This is a genomic window from Herbaspirillum camelliae (assembly GCF_001929405.1).
Classification (GTDB): Bacteria; Pseudomonadota; Gammaproteobacteria; order Burkholderiales; family Burkholderiaceae_D; genus Herbaspirillum; species Herbaspirillum seropedicae.
Window position 1 is genome coordinate 4,345,862 of the sequence record NZ_KV880769.1, and the last position, 17,024, is coordinate 4,362,885.

22 protein-coding genes are annotated in these 17,024 nt (G+C 60.2%); 11 read left to right on the plus strand and 11 right to left on the minus strand.

Annotation, left to right across the window (positions count from 1 at the left end; translation table 11 throughout):
* The first annotated feature begins 72 nt into the window (after positions 1 to 72).
* The 4 genes from BGK68_RS19445 (at position 73) to BGK68_RS19460 (ending at position 3,983) form a co-directional block, all read left to right on the plus strand.
* Positions 73 to 648 carry a hypothetical protein gene (locus BGK68_RS19445; RefSeq protein ID WP_075258435.1) on the plus strand — a complete coding sequence of 192 codons (576 nt, stop codon included), beginning with the start codon at positions 73 to 75 and terminating at the stop codon, positions 646 to 648.
* Between the two features lie 342 nt (positions 649 to 990).
* Positions 991 to 1,404 (plus strand): hypothetical protein, encoded by a 414-nt coding sequence (locus tag BGK68_RS28405; RefSeq protein WP_233149352.1) that lies wholly within the window; start codon positions 991 to 993, stop codon positions 1,402 to 1,404.
* A 339-nt stretch (positions 1,405 to 1,743) separates the two neighbouring features.
* A complete protein-coding gene (locus BGK68_RS19455; protein WP_233149353.1) occupies positions 1,744 to 2,760 on the plus strand; it encodes a GlxA family transcriptional regulator in 1,017 nt (338 codons plus the stop codon).
* Between the two features lie 404 nt (positions 2,761 to 3,164).
* Positions 3,165 to 3,983, plus strand: a complete 819-nt coding sequence (locus BGK68_RS19460; protein ID WP_075258437.1) for a helix-turn-helix domain-containing protein — start codon at positions 3,165 to 3,167, stop codon at positions 3,981 to 3,983.
* A 45-nt stretch (positions 3,984 to 4,028) separates the two neighbouring features.
* On the opposite strand, the gene BGK68_RS19465 is transcribed toward BGK68_RS19460, so the two are convergent.
* From BGK68_RS19465 to BGK68_RS19490, 7 genes are all read right to left on the minus strand, one after another.
* Positions 4,029 to 6,314, minus strand: a complete 2,286-nt coding sequence (locus BGK68_RS19465; protein WP_233149354.1) for a heavy metal translocating P-type ATPase — start codon at positions 6,312 to 6,314, stop codon at positions 4,029 to 4,031.
* Between the two features lie 137 nt (positions 6,315 to 6,451).
* Positions 6,452 to 6,931: a flavodoxin family protein gene (locus BGK68_RS19470; protein WP_233149355.1), complete on the minus strand. Its 480-nt coding sequence runs from the start codon at positions 6,929 to 6,931 to the stop codon at positions 6,452 to 6,454.
* Between the two features lie 22 nt (positions 6,932 to 6,953).
* Positions 6,954 to 7,163 carry a dodecin family protein gene (locus BGK68_RS19475; RefSeq protein WP_075258439.1) on the minus strand — a complete coding sequence of 70 codons (210 nt, stop codon included), beginning with the start codon at positions 7,161 to 7,163 and terminating at the stop codon, positions 6,954 to 6,956.
* Between the two features lie 93 nt (positions 7,164 to 7,256).
* Entirely contained in the window at positions 7,257 to 7,418 is a 162-nt protein-coding gene (locus BGK68_RS27875) for a hypothetical protein (RefSeq protein WP_158035484.1), read from the minus strand.
* A 59-nt stretch (positions 7,419 to 7,477) separates the two neighbouring features.
* On the minus strand, positions 7,478 to 7,927 hold the full coding sequence (locus BGK68_RS19480; protein WP_075258440.1) for an Hsp20/alpha crystallin family protein: 450 nt from the start codon (positions 7,925 to 7,927) through the stop codon (positions 7,478 to 7,480).
* A 102-nt stretch (positions 7,928 to 8,029) separates the two neighbouring features.
* Positions 8,030 to 8,677, minus strand: a complete 648-nt coding sequence (locus tag BGK68_RS19485) for a BON domain-containing protein (RefSeq protein WP_075258441.1) — start codon at positions 8,675 to 8,677, stop codon at positions 8,030 to 8,032.
* Positions 8,678 to 8,728: 51 nt separating this feature from the next.
* Positions 8,729 to 8,932 (minus strand): dodecin family protein, encoded by a 204-nt coding sequence (locus BGK68_RS19490; protein ID WP_075258442.1) that lies wholly within the window; start codon positions 8,930 to 8,932, stop codon positions 8,729 to 8,731.
* 285 nt (positions 8,933 to 9,217) lie between these two features.
* Between BGK68_RS19490 and BGK68_RS27630 the strand changes: the two genes are divergently transcribed.
* The 4 genes from BGK68_RS27630 to BGK68_RS19510 all read left to right on the plus strand — a co-directional run bounded on the left by BGK68_RS27630 (position 9,218) and on the right by BGK68_RS19510 (position 11,264).
* On the plus strand, positions 9,218 to 9,796 hold the full coding sequence (locus tag BGK68_RS27630; RefSeq protein WP_143433118.1) for a BCAM0308 family protein: 579 nt from the start codon (positions 9,218 to 9,220) through the stop codon (positions 9,794 to 9,796).
* Between the two features lie 54 nt (positions 9,797 to 9,850).
* Positions 9,851 to 10,198 carry a hemerythrin domain-containing protein gene (locus BGK68_RS19500; protein ID WP_075258444.1) on the plus strand — a complete coding sequence of 116 codons (348 nt, stop codon included), beginning with the start codon at positions 9,851 to 9,853 and terminating at the stop codon, positions 10,196 to 10,198.
* Positions 10,199 to 10,330: 132 nt separating this feature from the next.
* Complete coding sequence (locus tag BGK68_RS19505; RefSeq protein WP_075258445.1) at positions 10,331 to 10,690, plus strand: SPW repeat domain-containing protein; 360 nt, start codon at positions 10,331 to 10,333, stop codon at positions 10,688 to 10,690.
* Positions 10,691 to 10,703: 13 nt separating this feature from the next.
* Positions 10,704 to 11,264: a general stress protein gene (locus BGK68_RS19510; protein WP_075258446.1), complete on the plus strand. Its 561-nt coding sequence runs from the start codon at positions 10,704 to 10,706 to the stop codon at positions 11,262 to 11,264.
* Positions 11,265 to 11,411: 147 nt separating this feature from the next.
* On the opposite strand, the gene BGK68_RS19515 is transcribed toward BGK68_RS19510, so the two are convergent.
* Positions 11,412 to 12,062, minus strand: a complete 651-nt coding sequence (locus BGK68_RS19515) for a BON domain-containing protein (RefSeq protein ID WP_075258447.1) — start codon at positions 12,060 to 12,062, stop codon at positions 11,412 to 11,414.
* 59 nt (positions 12,063 to 12,121) lie between these two features.
* The gene (locus tag BGK68_RS19520; protein WP_233149356.1) at positions 12,122 to 12,562 is read right to left on the minus strand and encodes a universal stress protein; all 441 of its coding nucleotides are present in this window, start codon (positions 12,560 to 12,562) and stop codon (positions 12,122 to 12,124) included.
* 222 nt (positions 12,563 to 12,784) lie between these two features.
* Between BGK68_RS19520 and BGK68_RS19525 the strand changes: the two genes are divergently transcribed.
* A complete protein-coding gene (locus BGK68_RS19525; protein WP_075258448.1) occupies positions 12,785 to 13,579 on the plus strand; it encodes a L,D-transpeptidase in 795 nt (264 codons plus the stop codon).
* 35 nt (positions 13,580 to 13,614) lie between these two features.
* Here the strand turns inward: BGK68_RS19525 and BGK68_RS19530 are convergent, their stop codons facing one another.
* The gene (locus tag BGK68_RS19530; protein ID WP_075258449.1) at positions 13,615 to 14,214 is read right to left on the minus strand and encodes a hypothetical protein; all 600 of its coding nucleotides are present in this window, start codon (positions 14,212 to 14,214) and stop codon (positions 13,615 to 13,617) included.
* 73 nt (positions 14,215 to 14,287) lie between these two features.
* On the minus strand, positions 14,288 to 14,695 hold the full coding sequence (locus tag BGK68_RS19535; protein ID WP_075258450.1) for a bacteriohemerythrin: 408 nt from the start codon (positions 14,693 to 14,695) through the stop codon (positions 14,288 to 14,290).
* A gap of 227 nt (positions 14,696 to 14,922) precedes the next feature.
* Here BGK68_RS19535 and BGK68_RS19540 point away from each other — a divergent pair, with 227 nt between their 5' ends.
* Positions 14,923 to 15,255 (plus strand): TraR/DksA family transcriptional regulator, encoded by a 333-nt coding sequence (locus BGK68_RS19540; protein ID WP_075258451.1) that lies wholly within the window; start codon positions 14,923 to 14,925, stop codon positions 15,253 to 15,255.
* On the plus strand, positions 15,252 to 17,024 hold the full coding sequence (locus BGK68_RS19545) for a PHA/PHB synthase family protein (protein WP_233149357.1): 1,773 nt from the start codon (positions 15,252 to 15,254) through the stop codon (positions 17,022 to 17,024). The genes BGK68_RS19540 and BGK68_RS19545 overlap by 4 nt, the downstream gene beginning before the upstream one ends.

Below are 17,024 nucleotides of genomic sequence, written 5' to 3' on the forward strand. Positions count from 1 at the left end.
GCCATGCATGCCTCGCAGTGGCTGGTGGCCGCAGTTGGCGTCGAAACTCAATCGTCTGAATAGGAGCACGCAATGAAGAAGATTTATCTGGCTGCAATGATCGTCTCTACCTTTACCGCATCGGCCATGGCATTCCAGCTGCCGGGCCGCCCCACTCCTCCGGCTGCGTCCACCACGCGCATCACCAACCCTGTCGTGGTCGCCAACGGCGGTAACGGCGGTGCCGGTGGCAGCGCTCTGGCCGGCGGCGCCAGCGCTGGCGCCACTACCGGCGGCAATGCCACTGGTGGTGGTGCCAGCCAATCCAACACCGGCGGTGTCGCCAATACCGGTGGCAATCTGACTTCCACTGGCGGGACCACGGCAATCGGTGGCGTGACGACCTCCGGCGCCCTGGCCAGCACCTGGAACCGGGTGCCGTACCATTCCACCCCGAGCAACGCCCAGACCGCCAATGGCAATGCGGTGGCAGTCGGCGGCGCCACGACCTCCTCCACCGGTTCGGCCAACGCCTCTGCCGGCGGTAACTACAATGCCGGCGGCGCTGGCGTGTCCACCACGATCGGTGGAAGCGCCCAAGGTGGCCAGGCCGTTGCTGGCAATGGCGGCAATGGTGGCGGCGCGACAGCAACGGCAATCGTCCACTGACTGAGCAGCACAACTTTAGCGGTAGGCGGGGGAGCCATGCTCCCCCACTCACTAGAAAGGGGGCTAGCGTGAACAGGATTCTTGCGGTGCTGATATGGACAGCACTGATGGCACCATCGGCCTGGGCCGATACAACGGCAACGGCAAACGGTGGCTCGGGGGGGGGCGGGTGGTGTTGCCACGGGCGGGAACGCCGCCGGCGGATCGGCAAGCGGCAATACTTCCAACGTCTCGGTGGTGGTCGGCAGTGGCGCCGGTGGCGCTTTGGGCGCCGCCGCGAGCGCAACAGACCCGGCCAGTGGGGGCACTCCCACTACCATCAACTATGGCGGCAGCTATACGGTGCGCACCAACCCGGCCATTGCCGCGCCCTCTCTGACCTCGACCTTCTCCGACACTTGCATGGGATCGTCCTCGTTCGGTCTGAGTATCGTCGGCTTCGGCGCCACCGGTGGCACGACGATGGTCGATGACGCTTGCGTGCGACGTCTCGATTCGCGGGAATTCCGCGCCATGGGGATGGAAGATGTCGCGCTGGCATTGTTATGCCAGAGCGCCGCCAATCAGAAGGCTGTCGAGGCCACCGGTCGTAGCTGCCCTGGCAGGGTGACCGCCCTCCCCAGCTCGCCTGGCGCCGCTCCGGCTGCCGAAGAATACTCCGATCCGATCGTGCGACGACGTTTGGGCTTGGCGCCTATCTCCAATGACAGTGCGAAGCTGCCAGTCAACGCGTCGGCATCGACCCTGAGCAAATGATCCTGTTCTAGTGTGGACGCGCGATGGATGGAAAACTCATTTCGTGAGACCAGGTCTTGTTCGGCAGTGTTACGGCTTCGGATATCGACGACGCACCCGGACATTGCTCGGAGATTTTTGATACCCATCAAAAATCATCATTTTGCGCCGCACAAGGTATCGCTATGATGAACAAAGCAAGATGGAGCCGGAGCGCCACGAACCCGGACCAGAGCAGGCCTGGGGGCTATGGCGCTGGGGAAACCCAGCTCTTGCTGCAAGCAATGGAGGTACTTGCAAATGCATTCTTGTCAATCAAAAGAATTAAACGAAGATTGCAGTTCAGTTAAGCATATAGGCGTGATCGTATCAGAGGGAGTCATCCTGGCCGACCTGGCGGAAATCGCGGAAGTATTTTTCGTGGCCGACAAGATGCTCTCTTCCATGTTTTTGCAAGGCAACGGTTATCACTTTTCATTGCTCTCGCTCAGGGGAGGAATGATCACCACCTCCAGTTCAGTACAGATCGGGACATTGTCCTTGCAACACCACGATATCCGTACATTCGACAGCATCATCATTGCAGACGGTCGAGGCAACTTCTCGGACTGCAACGACCCGCAACTGCTCAACTGGCTGGCAACGGCGGCCTTGCATGCTCCACGGATTGCAGCGCTGTGCACCGGAGTACTCGTCCTCGCCGAAGCGGGCTTGCTCGACGGAAAGAAGGTGGCCGCGCATTGGGCATTGCGTGACAGGCTCCTGCGGGAATTTCCTGATATCAATGTCGAGCCAGGCGATACCCTCGTTCAGGACCAGAACGTCTTTACCTCCGCTGACTCCGGCACTGGCGCCGAAGTAGCACTGGCGCTCATTGAGGATGATCTCGGCAGCAATTTCGCACATCGCATCGAGCAGTCCCTCACCGTCCGGCAACACCATCAATTCAAGCACTCCCTCTCCAGAGGTAGCGAGATCAGGCCTGGGGAAAAACGGCATCGAAGTGAGCGCATTCAAAAAGCGCTGATCTGGCTGGACGAGCATATGTCCGCCTCCATCAATATGACCGATGCGGCCGATCATGTCTCCATGAGCGAACGTAACTTCCAGAGGGAATTCAAGCGAGAGACGGGCGAGACGCCTCACTGCTTCCTTACCAAGATCCGTCTTGAAGCGGCGTGCCTCTATCTAAAGGAATCCGATCTGCCGATTGAAAAGATCGCCCGCAGATGTGGTCTCGTCAGCGGTGAACATCTGGCGCGACTGTTTCGCAAGCATCATGGCATCTCCCCGGGGGAATATCGCAAGAAGGAGAACCCTCCCCGTCCCGCTCCGATCGCTTCGGTTGGCTCTCATCTTCAGGTCCAAAGATCATGAAAATAGCACCGTTCTTCCGCTTCTATCATTTCTACCGGCGCAGTGGCAATTCCATGCGCCTGTCCGCGCGCCTGGCATGGAACAAGATCCTCAGCAGCTATTACTGAATTGTTAGGAAAAGCAGTCCGCTTTTCAGTCCGACGCTGTCCCGCCACGGTCCTTTACGCAAGCTCATCCAGGCGGTGAGAGCAAGTGTGCATTCACTGCCATGTTCCACAATTGACCTAGATCAGTTCGGTTGCCTGCCCGGTTTCCCAGGGCCTGCATGCTTTCACTATCTTTAAAGAAGGCCCTGCGGTTCGCACAAAAAAACGTGCCCGATGCTTTCTTGAAGCCCTGCCCTTGCCGGCAGGCAATGACACGAACTTCGCGCTGTGCTAACACCTCGGGGGCCTGGAGCCGCTATGAGCAAGTCCGACAATGACCTGAGTAAGCGTTTGTTTCCCGTCTTGACGTGCCGAAACTGCATCGTCAAGAAACACTGCTTTCCTCATGACCTCAGCCCCGAGGAAACGGCACAGTTCGAGCAGCTGGTGGTCAGGCGGCGGCGCGTGCTGCGTGGCGAGTTCGCTTACCGGGCGCATGACGAATGCTCCAAGATCTTCATCGTTCGTCTCGGCAGCTTCAAAACCGTGCGGGTGTCCCGGTATGGTGGAATGGACGTGATCGCCTTCCACCATACCGGGGACCTGCTGGGGATTGAAGGCGCCTCGCATTCTGCCTACGAAGTGGACACCATCGCCCTGGAAGATAGCCAGATATGTGAGTTGTCATTCGTGGGCCTGGAGGAATTGTCGAGAAAGATACCGAGGCTGCATCAGCAGGTATGGCGGCGACTGAGCAATGAAGTCACGCTGATGCAACAGCAAAGCCTCCTGCTGAAGGCCAGGTCGGAACAGCGATTTGCGTCCTTCTTGCTGGACCTGTCGCGCATCTCATCACGCTGCGGCAATGCCTCGACTGAATTCTCGCTGCGGATGAGCCGGACCGACATCGGCCTGTTCCTGGGTCTGACCAATGAAAGCATGAGTCGCCTCATCAGCAAGTTCAGGAAGGCGCGGCTGATCGACGTGAGCGTGCGCAAGGTGCGGGTGCTCTCCCCCTGCACGCTCGAAGAGTTGGCAAGCGGCGCAATTTCATGGGAACAATTGGAACAGGAGCAAATGAACTTGCCGCGCCCGAGAAACGTGGATCTGGATAAATGCATATTCAACTGCGGCTGATGCCCCCGTCCTTCGCCAAGCGCGCAATCAACCAGACAAGCCCCGTCAGGCCGAAAGGCCGTGAAAGATTTCTTCCTCTTGCGCAAAATGCAGACGCAGAACGGCATGAAGCGCATAGAGCGTGCGCCGCACTTCCAGCATGAAAGCATCATCCTGCTGCCCAGCGTCTGGCGCCTGGGTGGCCAGTCTGTCCACAGTACGACTTAGGCGATAGATTTCGCGGTGCATGCTGCTCATGGAACCCATCGGGTCATCCCCACCTATGAGCTGCGCGAGGCGGGGATACAAGACGCCATCGTCCTGGGCCTCGTGCTGCAGGAGACTGCCTTGAAGCTGGGCGCTGAGAAGAACCAGTTCCTCCCGCATCGCCGCGCTGGAGAGATCTTCCACACGGTCAGCCAGCCATACGAGACGATCGATGATGGGCTGCAGGCGAAGGTGTTCATCGCGAAGCGCCTGGCAATCTTCCGCCGAGAGGCGGTCGCTGAGGTTTCCCCTTTCCACGTAGAGCACGCGCAGGGCGTTCAGGATGACCGCAACGTCGATGAACTCCTGCAGGATCGCCCCGGCGACCGGAGGCAGATAGCCGAAGGCAGCGGCCAGCATGGCGCATCCGGACAACCCCATGCCCGCCACCACGCTTTGCAGCGCGATCTTCCGGGCCTGTTGCGCCATTCGCACCCCAAATGCCAGGCGGTCCAGGCGATCCACCAGCAGCACCACCTGTGCGGATTCGGCCGCTGCGGCCGCCCCTCGGGCGCCCATGGCCACACCGATATCGGCAGCAGCCAGTGCTGGTGCGTCGTTGATGCCGTCACCCACCATCATCGTCACGCCCTCGCGGCTGGCCTGCTTGATGGCCGCCAGTTTCGACGCCGGGCTCTGCTCCGGCATGACGTCATCAAAACCGAGTGAGCTGCCGATCGTCATGGCGACGTCCCGGCGATCCCCGGTCAGCATGACGATCCGTTTGGCCCCCAATGCGCGTAACTGGCGCAGGGCGCGCGGCGTGTCGAGGCGGATGTCGTCAGCCAGATAGAGCACGCCGCAGAGCTGCCCATCCACCGCGACGCAGACGCCAGCGCCCCCTTCGTATTTGAGACGGTCCCTTAGTCCACTCGTCCAGGGCGGCGCAGTGTTGGGGCCGATGACATATTGCATGGCGCCAACACGGATCAGCTTTCCCTCTACGCGGCCCGACAATCCCGCCCCCGGCTGCTCCTGTACTTGATCCGGAATCGACAAGACCAATGCGCGCTCTATCGCCGCGCTGACCACTGCCTGGGCAATGACGTGATTGGACATCTGCTCCAGCGAGGCCGCCAGCCTGAGCAGCTCGTCGGCGTGTATCGACGGGGTGGTCACCATGTTCATCAGGCGCGCCTTTCCCGCGGTCAGGGTGCCTGTCTTGTCGAAGAACAGGGTGTGGACCTGCGCCAGCTTTTCCAGGGCGCCGCCGTGCTTGATCAGCACACCGCGCTGGGCGCAACGCGACATGGCGCAGACGATCGCCACCGGCACCGCCAGAATGAGCGGGCAAGGCGTAGCGACCACCACCACCGCCAATGCACGCCGGGGATCGCCAGTCAGCAGCCACGAGAGAGCGGCCATTGCCAGCACCAGCGGGATGAACAGCAAGGCATAGCGGTCCGCCATCCTCGCCGCCGGCGCCTGGGAGGCCTGGGCGGCCTGGACCAGCCGCAGTACCTGGGAAAATGTGCTGGACTGGTCGGTGCTGGTGGCTAGCAGATCAAAGGCGTTGCCCGCGTTGACGCAGCCACTGGCCAGCGTCGCTCCCTGTGGATGGGAGACCGGCAGGGACTCGCCAGTGAGCATAGATTCGTCCACCACGGCGGGGCCAAGCAGCCTGCCATCCACGGGGACGGGCTCGCCGGGGCGGACCAGCAGGCGATCCCCCGGCCGGACCAGGCTGAGCGCAATCGTTACAATGCTCTCCCCCTCGTAGCGATTGGCGACACGGGGCGCCTTGCCGAGCAAGGCGGACATTTCCTCCTGCGCGCGCCTCTGCGCAAAACCTTCCAACGCGCGGCCACCGGCAAACATCAATGCGATGACCGCCGCCACCAAGTCTTCGCGCAACAGGACGGCGCCCGCGATCGAGACCAGCGCGATGAGGTCGAGCTTCATGTTTCCGCGCCGCATCGCCATCGCGGTATCGGCCAGCACCGCCAGCAGCACGACAAGCGGCCCCGCCAGCCAGGCCCATTGCGCCAGCGCTTGCAGGCCCATCCATTGTCCCAGGACGCCCACCGCCAAGGTCACTGCGCAGAAGACGAGGATGGCCTGATAAAGTCGATTGCTGACACTCATAGGCAAGCCTCTCGCGAGGGAAATGGATAGGGAACGCAACGAAGAGCGACATCTTTCCAGATTAGATGTCCTGCGGGCCCTTCCCTCTGATCCAGGTCAAAGGCAAATTGAAGATGTCAGACGGACTGTCTATCGCTTCAGCTGGATTCGAGTGCATTGTTCTGAAGACGCTCCAGCTTGCCACGATAGCTGCCGCGCCGGATCTCTGCCTCAGTGATGGCCACGCGCGCCATAGGGATCTTGCCACACAGGTCGGCCATCTCGGCGAGGGTGTGTTCCCCACCTCTGCCGCCCATGGTGCAGAACAGCGCCACACGATGAAACCGCAGGCGGTGGCGCGCCAGATAGCTGCGCATCGGCGCGGCCATGTTGCCCGCCCAGACCGGCGTTCCCAACACCACCAGCGCATACTCGCCCGGATCCTTGCCCGAGGTGCTGATTCTGGGCTCCTTGTGAAACAGACTCTCATAGAGAGAGCGCAGGTAGCCCAGCGGGCCGGAGCGGCTGTCGAGATCGTCGATGGCTTCGAAATCGGCGCCGCACAGGTCGGCGAATTCCCGGCCGACCTTGGCCGTGTGACCAGAGCGCGAGTAACAGACGACAAGGCAATTGTGCATCATCCACCTCCTTCAGGATTCATCACGAACCGCGATTGACGACGAAGGAAATCTTGGCGTTGATCCGGTACTTCACGATCTTGTCGCCATCGACACAGGCTGACATCTCGTTGACGTAGATCGACTTGATATGTGTGACCGATTTGGCCACCTTCTTTACTGCATTCTGTGCGGCATCCTCCCAGCTGGTGTCCGATTCCGCCAGCACTTCAATGACCTTCAAGATATCCATGGCTACACTCCCTTGCACTGATGATGTTGAGACCTGCTTGACGATACGGCTGCCCCGTTCTGGGCAGGGCGCCGTCCCTGGCGGCAATGCGCCCTATTTCCGTGCAGACGCGCCCGCATCATCCGGCGATGCTGGCTCGCGCGAACCTTGCGCAGCCGCCTGATCTCCTGTTTTCGGCACCATAGAGTCAATACGATCGCATCCAGAAAACAGAAAGAAACCGGTTATCACGACCACCCATTTGACGAACTGCATGTCATGCTCCTTATTAGGCTTTGATTCATCGCGCCGCTGACGGCAGGCGATCCGGCTGGCTATTGGACGTTGATCTGACGGGATTGCTTGCCATTCTTCTTGGGCAAGACCAGGGTCAGCACACCATCCTCGTACCTGGCGACCGATTTTTCGCCATCGACTTCGTGGGCCAGGGAAAACACCCGGTGCAGCCGTTCCGACGAGCGCTCGCAACGGATCCAGGTATCGCCGTTCTTTTCCTCCTGGTTTTCGCTGGCTTCGGCAGCGATGGAAACCTTGTTGCCATCGACATCGACCTTGATGTTCTCCTTCTTCATCCCCGGCAATTCGGCCTTGACGGTATAGCTGGATTCGTTTTCCGAGACGTCCATCTTCATCATCTGCCGTGCCTCCATCCATCTGCCCAGGGGCGCCTGGCGGATTTCTCTCAACAAGTCCTCGAAGCTGCCGATGGGGTCGAAGCGGGCCACGTCGCTCAGCGGCGCGAGGCTGGGAAGATCGCGATTCATGATTGCTCCTTCTGGATTCCGATAGTTCAATAGGATTGGTGTGACAGGACGCTGATCAACAGCGCGAAGAGCGTCCGCTTTCCATGCACCAGACTAGCTACGCTAGACAGAAATGTTGTTCTTGACGATAGTCACGCCGGGGGCGGACCATGCGGCAAAACCGGCCTGCTCCTTTTCTGCCCACGATTTCACCTTTCCGCTGAGCGTCGCCACGCCATGATCGATGGCCACATCGATCTTGCTGGCGTCAATCTGCGCATTGCGCACCAGGGCGTCGTGGATCTTGGACTTCACATCCGTGACCCGCAGGTTCGATTTGACCTGAATCTTGTTGAGCACACCCTTGACGCCCAGCAGATGCCGCACCGAGTTTTCGGCCGAGTCATGCTGGTAGTGCCATTCCACTTCGCCATCGAGCGTGACCCACCCATCTGCCACTGTGACGGTGACCTTGTCGCGCGGCAGATTGGCGTTGGACCGCAATGCGGTCAGGGCGACCTCGGCGATCTCAAGATCGCTTCGCTTGCTGGCGCCGTCCAGGTTGACCAGGAGCTCGTCGACCACCGCCCTCACATTGGCCACCCGCTTGGTCGCCTGCTCGGCATTCTTCTTGTCCGCGAAGCGGGACACATACCCCGACAGGGTCGCAATGCCATCCTTGACGGCCACATGGATGTGACGCGCGTCCACCGAGGGCTCCCATTCCAGTTCATCAATAATCTTCTGCTGCAGTTCACTAGCGATGGACATTTCTTTCTCCATGAATGAAAAACGAAAATGGTTACGACATCTTCAGGCTGCTCAGTTATCTACCAGGAAGGTGATCTTGGCGTTGATGCGATAGCGCGTTATCTTGTTGTCCGCCACCACGGCCTCCATGTCGCTGACGTACAGCGACCGGAGATTGTGGATCTTCCCCGTAGCACCGTGCACGGCATTCTGCGCCGCCTGGCGCCAGCTGCTGTCCGATTCGGCCAATACTTCGATCACCTCGATTGTGTCCATAGGGCTCTCCTGAAAACGTCATGGAGACCTTACGCCCGGGCGCTCGTGTCTCGCTGATATAAGTCAAGAATTTCGCCCCGTCTGCCGATTGCATTCTGTTGCGCCAGGCAACACATCCGCGCCACATCGTTGTCGGAGGACGCAGAACATGCCGGTTTTTTTGATCTGGAGCAGGATCGCCGCGTCGTCACCGGGCACAGTGAGCGCTCAGAGATCGGCAACTCCGCTAGCGCTCAAGACAGCTTCAGTCAAGCGGCCAATAGACCTGACAGGTAAGGATGGGAGATGAAGGCTTCACAACAGTTATTGCCCAACAGCGCGGCGCCCGCGCCTGCAGTCATTATTCATGAAGCCAGAGGGCTTCCCTTACTGTGTCAGGGTGCGGTTGTTGATGGATGGCACGATCAACATACCGTCTGCCCGACATGCGGCGCGTTCTTTGACGGGCTTGCATGGACATGGTCCCTGCCCACTTCCTATGCGATTCAGAACACTTGCCCGGCGTGCCGTCGCTTGACGGAAAAACGGCCTGCCGGCCGTCTGATCCTGGAAGGACCGATGACATCCGGACAGCAGCACACCATCGACGCACTGCTGCAGCGCCGCGCTGACCGGGAACTACAGATTCACCCGATGGAACGGATCATGGAAGTCAGAGATCAACCCGGCAGGATCGTCGTCACTACCACCAGCGCCATGCTGGCGCGTGGACTCTACGTGGCCGTTGCGACGACCTACAAGGGGACCCTGCAGATTTACTACGATGCGCAGGCGGACTGCCTGAACATGCATTGGACGAAATGGCGCGACTGCTGCGGACTGTTGCGGCGGCGTGCAAGCCTGAGCAATAGCCATATCGATTGACCGACTGACCGACGCCTGCCCGCAAATCGATTCATTCCCCTCCGAGACATTCCCATGCAATTGATCGAACAGAAGTTTGTGGTGCGCCGTCTGGAAGACCTCCTGGCCAGCTCCGACGCCGCTTTCCAATCGGCTTTCCATCATTTCCAGGACGCACTCATCCTCGTTTTTCGCCAAGAAGAAGAGGACATGGTCCAACTTCGCTATGATCAGCGCGATATCCATATGGCGGAACACCAGAAGCTGCTGCAGCTGCTATGGCGCATCTCCGCCCGCCTCCACTATCACGAAATTGAAGCGGCCCGCGAGATGGCGGATCTGCTGCCTCAATGCCTGCTGGAACATATGGTGAAAATAGATCTTCCCTTGCAGCAGACGATGGCTTACTCCAGTTCGCTTTGATTGTCTGGAAGGGCTTTCTGACATGCACTGGCCTGACGAAGATGACGGCCGTGATTTTCTTGACTTGCATCAGGAGAACGCTTCCCCAGCAACTGATACTGACAACTCCCCTTCCCTTTCAAGGAGTTGAAAATGACTGTATTGCTACCGCAAGCCGAAAAATCGCCGCATTGGCAGGACTGGATCACCCTGCTGGCAGGCGTCATCCTGGTCGCCGCCACCTTCGTCCTGGAGATGGAGAGCGCTGCCGTTTCCCTGAACTGCTACCTGGTAGGCGGTGCGCTGGTAGCCGCTGCACTGGCGGCCCTGTTCATGCCGGCGATCTGGGAAGAAGTCATCGTTCTGTTGCTGGGCCTGTGGCTGCTGGCTTCGCCTTGGGTGCTCGATTTCTCGATGATGCACAACATCACCAGCCTGACCATCGGCGTTGCGGTCATCACCCTGATCTGCGCTTCCTGGGTCATTCAGGAAGAAAACCGCTTTGCATCCTGACGGGAGAATCACGATGAACGTTGCAGATAGCCAGCTGGCGGTGGCCACCTACAGTACGCATGTCCAGGCTGAAACGGCCATCAAGGAGTTGCAAAGGCTGGGCTTCGATATGAAGAAGATCTCCATTGTCGGCCGCGATTATCGTCTGGAGGAACACGTGGTGGGCTTCCTCAACGCCGGCACCCGCGCCAAGATCTACGGCAAGCTCGGTGCATTCTGGGGTGGGCTGCTAGGCGTCTTGTTCGGTTCAGCACTGTTCTCCTTTCCGGCGCTGGGGCCAGTGGTTGCGCTCGGACCCATTGCTGCGCTGATCTTCAGCGGCCTGGAAGGCGCTGTGGTGGTGGGCGGCGTGAGCGCCTTGGCGGGCGCGCTGACCGCCATCGGGATTCCCAAGGACTCGGTGTTGCGCTATCAGAACTGCCTTCAGGCGGGGGAATTCCTGCTGGTGGTCCACGGTGATGAGAAGGAGGTGGTACGCGCCAAGACGCTGCTGGCTGCATCCGGCCATCTCTCGTTCGAACACCATATCGTGCCTGGGGCCAGCAAGATCGCAGTGACTACACAGTACAGCTAGGCAGTTGGTGTTGAGCTTGCAAGAAAGAGCCGCGGATTCTATGCCGCGGCTCTTCTTCTTTCTTGCTTGCTTCTACTATCACTGTCTCCTTCCTTCAGGACTCCTCAGTGTTCTCACTTGCCTCACCTACCTCACTGTCCTTGGTGCCTACCCGACGATGATTTCATCGATGACCTGTTCCACTCCCGGCGTGTGCAGCGCTGCCTTGCAGGCCTCGTGGCGCTCGGCGAGCGAGCCGACCTTTCCGCTCAGGGTCACGGTCTTGTTATCCACTTGCACGCGCAGGGACTTGGTCTGGAGATGTGCGCGCCGCTGCAACGCCGCCTCGATACCTGTCTTGATATCCTTCGGCGCCGCCTTGGCCTCCACCTTCAGCTGATTGCTGATGCCGATCAGGCCGAAGAGGTTTCTCAGGGATTGTTCGGCCGCCAGGCGCTGGTAGGCGAATTCGACTTCACCGGACAAGGTGATCCAGCCATCCTCCACCTTGATCTGGATGCCCTCTTTGGGCAGGACCGTATTCCATTCCAGCGCATTCCTGGCCGAGGCTGCGATCTCGCTGTCCAGCCTTTCGCTGGAACCGGGCAGGCGCACGTCCAGTTCGACCGCGACGCCGCGCACGCCGCCTATCCGTTCCACCGCCCGCTGCGCGGCATACTTCTCGGCATAGCTGGACAGGTGCCCGGCCAAGGTCACGATGCCGTCCGACACTTCCACGCCGATGCGGTTATCGTCCACGGCGGGATCCCAGGCCAGCTCGTCCATCACTTCTTGCCGCAGTTGGTGGTCGCTCTTCATGATGATGCTCCTCAGGGTAAGCCCGAAAAAATGCCTGCGCCGAAGCCGCGCGCAGATCTCTAGCGAAATACCAGGACTGGTATCGTGGCGTTGGCCAGCACCTTTTGCGTCTGGCTCCCGAGAATGAATCGCTCGAGGCCCTTCCTTCCATGCGAGGCCATGAAAATGGCGTCGCAGTGCTGGTGCGAGGCATGGGCCAGGATCTCTTCGTAGGGGTGGACCGCCTTCACGGTGAAGGTCTCGCAGGGCACATTGGCGGACTTGGCCTGCGCCGCCAATCGCGCCACGTTGGACTTGGCGTTTTCCAGGATCTCGTTTTCCACCTGCAGATAGTTGATGGCGGTTCCGTCAATGACGGCCCACTGGACGATATCTTCGGCCACCGACAAGCCGACAAGACTGCTCCCGCTCTCTTTTGCAAACTGGACTGCCGCCTGGACCGCCCGCTCCGATGCATCCGACCCATCCGTCGGGACAAGGATTTTCTTGAAAATGCTCATGGCCTGATCTCCTAAGGGAAACAATGTCTTCATCCTATGCTTCGGTTGCATGGGAGAACTGATGTGGATCAAAACAGGATCGGGGCCCAGCACCAACACTAGAAAAAAACCATCCGGAAAAGGCAATGGCAGCTCACCGGTGCTGGTAGTACCGGGTAGCTGCCGTTCGGCAATGTATCCGCTGACGAAATGACCGAGCGCTAACGGGCCAGAAGGACAAGCATGTCGTTTTATCTTGATTTCATCCTCACCATGGCGGCTTCGGTGGTGGTCGCCAGTGCGACAGCACCAGCGCGCGCAGAGGTGAGCGCCCTCGAGCTGGCCGCCCTCTATGCGGCCGAAGTTCAGCCTCGCTGGCAGCCGCCGGCGGACGTGCAGCAGCGCTACATCGACCTGACCCGGCAAATGCTGCTGCAGGCGCAGATTACGCTGGCCGAGGCCCAATACGTGCTGGTCGTGGATCGTGCGCCTGCGGTACAGGTATCGCTACTGTACTGGACCGACGGTGGCACGGACTTCCGCCTCATTGGCGCGGCGCCCGTCTCGACGGGGCGTATTGGACAATTCGATCACTTCCTCACCCCGACGGGCGTATTCCGGCATTCCGTGGACAACCCAGACTATCGAGCGCTGGGAACCCGGAATTCCAAAGGCGTCAGGGGCTATGGGGTGCGCGGCATGCGGGTCTTCGATCTTGGCTGGCAGACGGCCCAGCGTGGATGGGGGAAAGGCGCATCGGGCACGATGCGCCTGCAGATGCATGCCACCGATCCAGACCTGCTGGAGCCGCTGCTGGGCTCGGCCCAATCCAAGGGCTGCATCCGCATTCCGGCGTCGCTGAACCGGCTCCTGGACATCCATGGCGTACTGGACGCCGACTACCAAGCGGCCCGGGCCGCCGGGGAGCGGATCATGGGGAGCATTCCAGTCGGCGATGTCGACACGCCCGGGCGTTACATCGTCGTGGTGGACTCGGAGACGGTTGATCGTCCCGACTGGGCGTCCCCTCTCCGTTGAATCCGGTCAGCGACAAGGCAATGGCGTCAGTTCATTCACGACTCAGCCTTGCTTCCTTTAGCTGTCGTCTTGCGACTCGTGCTTTCGCTGGGCAGCGTCGTGGCGGCGAGCATCTGCGGCACCACCTGCTGGATGCCATTGCTCCAGGCGTCGCTGATCTGCTTTCCACTTTCGAACATCTTCCCGAGCATGCCCGGCAGTTCGTGCATACTTTTGTCTAACAGATGCGTGAGATCGCCATTGCTGGCGGCACGGTGCGAGGCTACACCCTGCAAACAGCTGGTACATTGCTTGTTGACCTCGATGGTGTGCCGTTGCACGGAATGGTTCAGCTTGATCGTGGCGTTGCCCAGCAATTCTCCAAGCTGTTGGGTAAATTTCGCGCCTTCCTGCATGTCTGTCCGCCAACGTTCGGCGACCAGCGAAGCGGCCTCGATGGGTGTTCTTGCATCCACGCATTGCTTGACCAGCAGAATCGCATTCCCCATTTCGCGCCGCGCGAAGTTGCTGTCCAGGTCGTAGACCTTGCTCATGCATTCCATTGCCGCCGCGCCGAATTCGACGCCCAATTCGATTTGCTGACTGGCGCAGAGCACCCAGAGATCAGCGTATTTATCCATAGTAGGTTGAGACATGACTGCTCCTTTCAAAAATGCATCATCAATTGACCAGGTCGGATCGGCTGTTGCTGAGCTCCAATAACGGCTTTCATTGCCCGTGCTCGCTGTCCCTGGTGATGAAGCGCGCGATGGCGTCGGCCAGGAGCATGTCCATGCTGTTCATGTGATGCACCAGCATCAACGGCATGCTCGAACGGATCATCTCTGCAAAGGACATGTCGCCTTCGTCAATGTAGGGCCTGGCCTTGTGGAGGATGCCCAGCAGGCCTGCATGGTCCCGCAGGTGATTCTGCAGGTCCGGGTAATCGATCTGCTCCATGATGCTCTCCTCGGCGCGGAAATCGGCTTCGATCCGGCCCAGCAGGCCTGCATAGACCGGCGCAAATTCGGCTGGCGGGACAACGGCCAGGCGCGCGAACTCTTCCAGGATGAGCTGATGCTCTCGCACCATCTCTTCAATCTCGGCAAAGATCCGTTCCTGGGTCGACGTACTCATGGAAGCCCTCCTGGATACTCAGGTGCTGACCACTTCTGCACCGTATATAAAGGATTCTACGAAGGGCCTCGCTGGCAAAACTGATGCAGGTCAAATTCAGGGCCGTCGATGGAGAGGGTGAGCTCTGCGCACTTTGACCTAAATCAGTGGCGCGATACCGTGCATGGCGCAAAGTGTCCATGCCATGACGCGACTCCCCGGCGCGCATGGCCAGACAAGGAGCTTTCATGCGACACCTTTCGACACAACAGCTGGTACGGCTGCGCTCTCTGCTGGATACGGCAGAGTCCGCACTGCGCCAGCGCATCCAGACCCAGGACTTCGCCGGCGATGATGGCGAGGATACGGTAGGCGTCCGGCATCTCATGTCCGATCAGGATCTGCACGAATTGCTGGATATCACCAATGCCCGTTCGCGCATGCAGGACAACAGCTATGGTATCTGCGTGGACTGCGGCATCGACATCGACGTCGAGCGCCTGCTGGCCTATCCGACCGCCAAGCGTTGCCTGGACTGCCAGCGGCTGCGCGAGCAGCGGCATGCGCATCTGTTCTCATGAACGGGCCAGAGAACCGGGAGCCGGTGGCGGTGGCCGGATTGCAGGAAGCCGCCATCCCGGTCGCGCCGACCGTGCGGCTGGATAGGCAGATCCACGCTGCGCTGGCGCGCGCCAGCGGTTCCCTTTCGCTGGTCTCAGGACTGCTGGCGGCCACTGACTGGGCCGCACACCTGGCGGTATCTCCGGGCAAACGTCTGGAGTTGCTCTGCCTGGCGTTGCAGCAGGCCAACCACCTGCTGCATTACATCAGCCGCTCAAGCTCCTCTGACGAGGGCAGCTCTTCGATGCTGCCTGTCGCGGATCGCCGTTTCAGCGACCCGGACTGGCAGCGATGGCCTTTCAACCTGTGGCACCAGAGCTTCCTGCTGGCCGAGCAATGGTGGGCGGCAGCGACCCGTGATGTGTGGGGCGTGGAAAAGCACCATGCCGATCTGGTTGCTTTCGCTGCGCGCCAGTATCTGGATATCTTTTCACCAAGCAACCAGCTGTTGACCAATCCAGAGGTGCTGCGAATCACCATGGAACAACGCGGCGCCAACCTGCTGATGGGCATGCAGAATTGCATGAACGACATGATCGGTCTCTTGCTGGAGAAGCCCGCCAGCGCGGCCCGCACCTTCATGCCTGGCAGGGACGTGGCGGTCTCGCCCGGCAAGGTGGTGCTGAGAAACCGCATCATGGAACTGATCCGCTATGCGCCCGCTACCGAGACGGTCTATCCGGAACCCCTGCTGCTCATCCCCGCCTGGATCATGAAGTACTACATCCTGGACCTCTCCCCCGCCAACTCGCTGATCCGCTATCTGGTCGAGAGAGGCCATACGGTATTCTGCGTGTCGTGGAAAAATCCCGCCCCTGCCGACCGCGACCTCAGCATGGACGACTATCTCGACAGCGGCTTTCACGCCGCACTGGATGCGGTGAACAGCGCCTGTCCCGACCGCAAGGTGCATGGGGTGGGCTATTGCCTGGGCGGTACCCTGCTCGCCATTGCCGCTGCCGCCATGGCGCGCGACGGTGACCAGCGGCTGGCGTCGCTGACCTTGCTGGCCGCCCAGACCGACTTTACCGAACCGGGCGAACTGGGGCTGTTCATCGATGAAAGCCAGATCAGCCTGCTCGAAGCCCAGATGCAACAGGCCGGCACCCTGAGCCAGAGCCAGATGGCGGCAGCCTTCCAGATGCTGCGCTCGTACGACCTGCTGTGGTCGCGTGTGATACGGCAGTACCTGATGGGCGTTCCGGCGCACAACAGCGACCTCATGGAGTGGAACGCAGACGCGACGCGCATGCCGGCCCTCATGCATTCGCAATACCTGCGCCGCCTGTTTCTCGACGACGATCTCAGTGAAGGCCGCTATGAGGTCGATGGCAAGCCGGTGCTGCTTGCCGATGTCAACCTGCCGGTCTTCCTCGTGGGCACCGTCCGGGACCATGTTGCGCCCTGGCATTCGGTCTACAAGCTGCACTCCCTGTGCCCGGCGGAAATCACCTTCGTGCTCGCCAGCGGCGGTCACAATGCGGGCATCGTCAGTCCTCCCGGTCATCCGCGCAGTCAATTCCAGATCAGTACGCGCGCCGCCGGCGCATCGTACAGGTCCGCCGATGAGTGGATGGCGAGCACTTCCGTGACCACCGGATCGTGGTGGCCGGCCTGGGTGGACTGGCTGGCGCAACGTTCGGGAACGCCCGTGCCTGCGGCAGGCATGGGCTATGACAAGGCGCACTCCCTGGCCGACGCGCCGGGCAATTACATCATGGAGCAATGA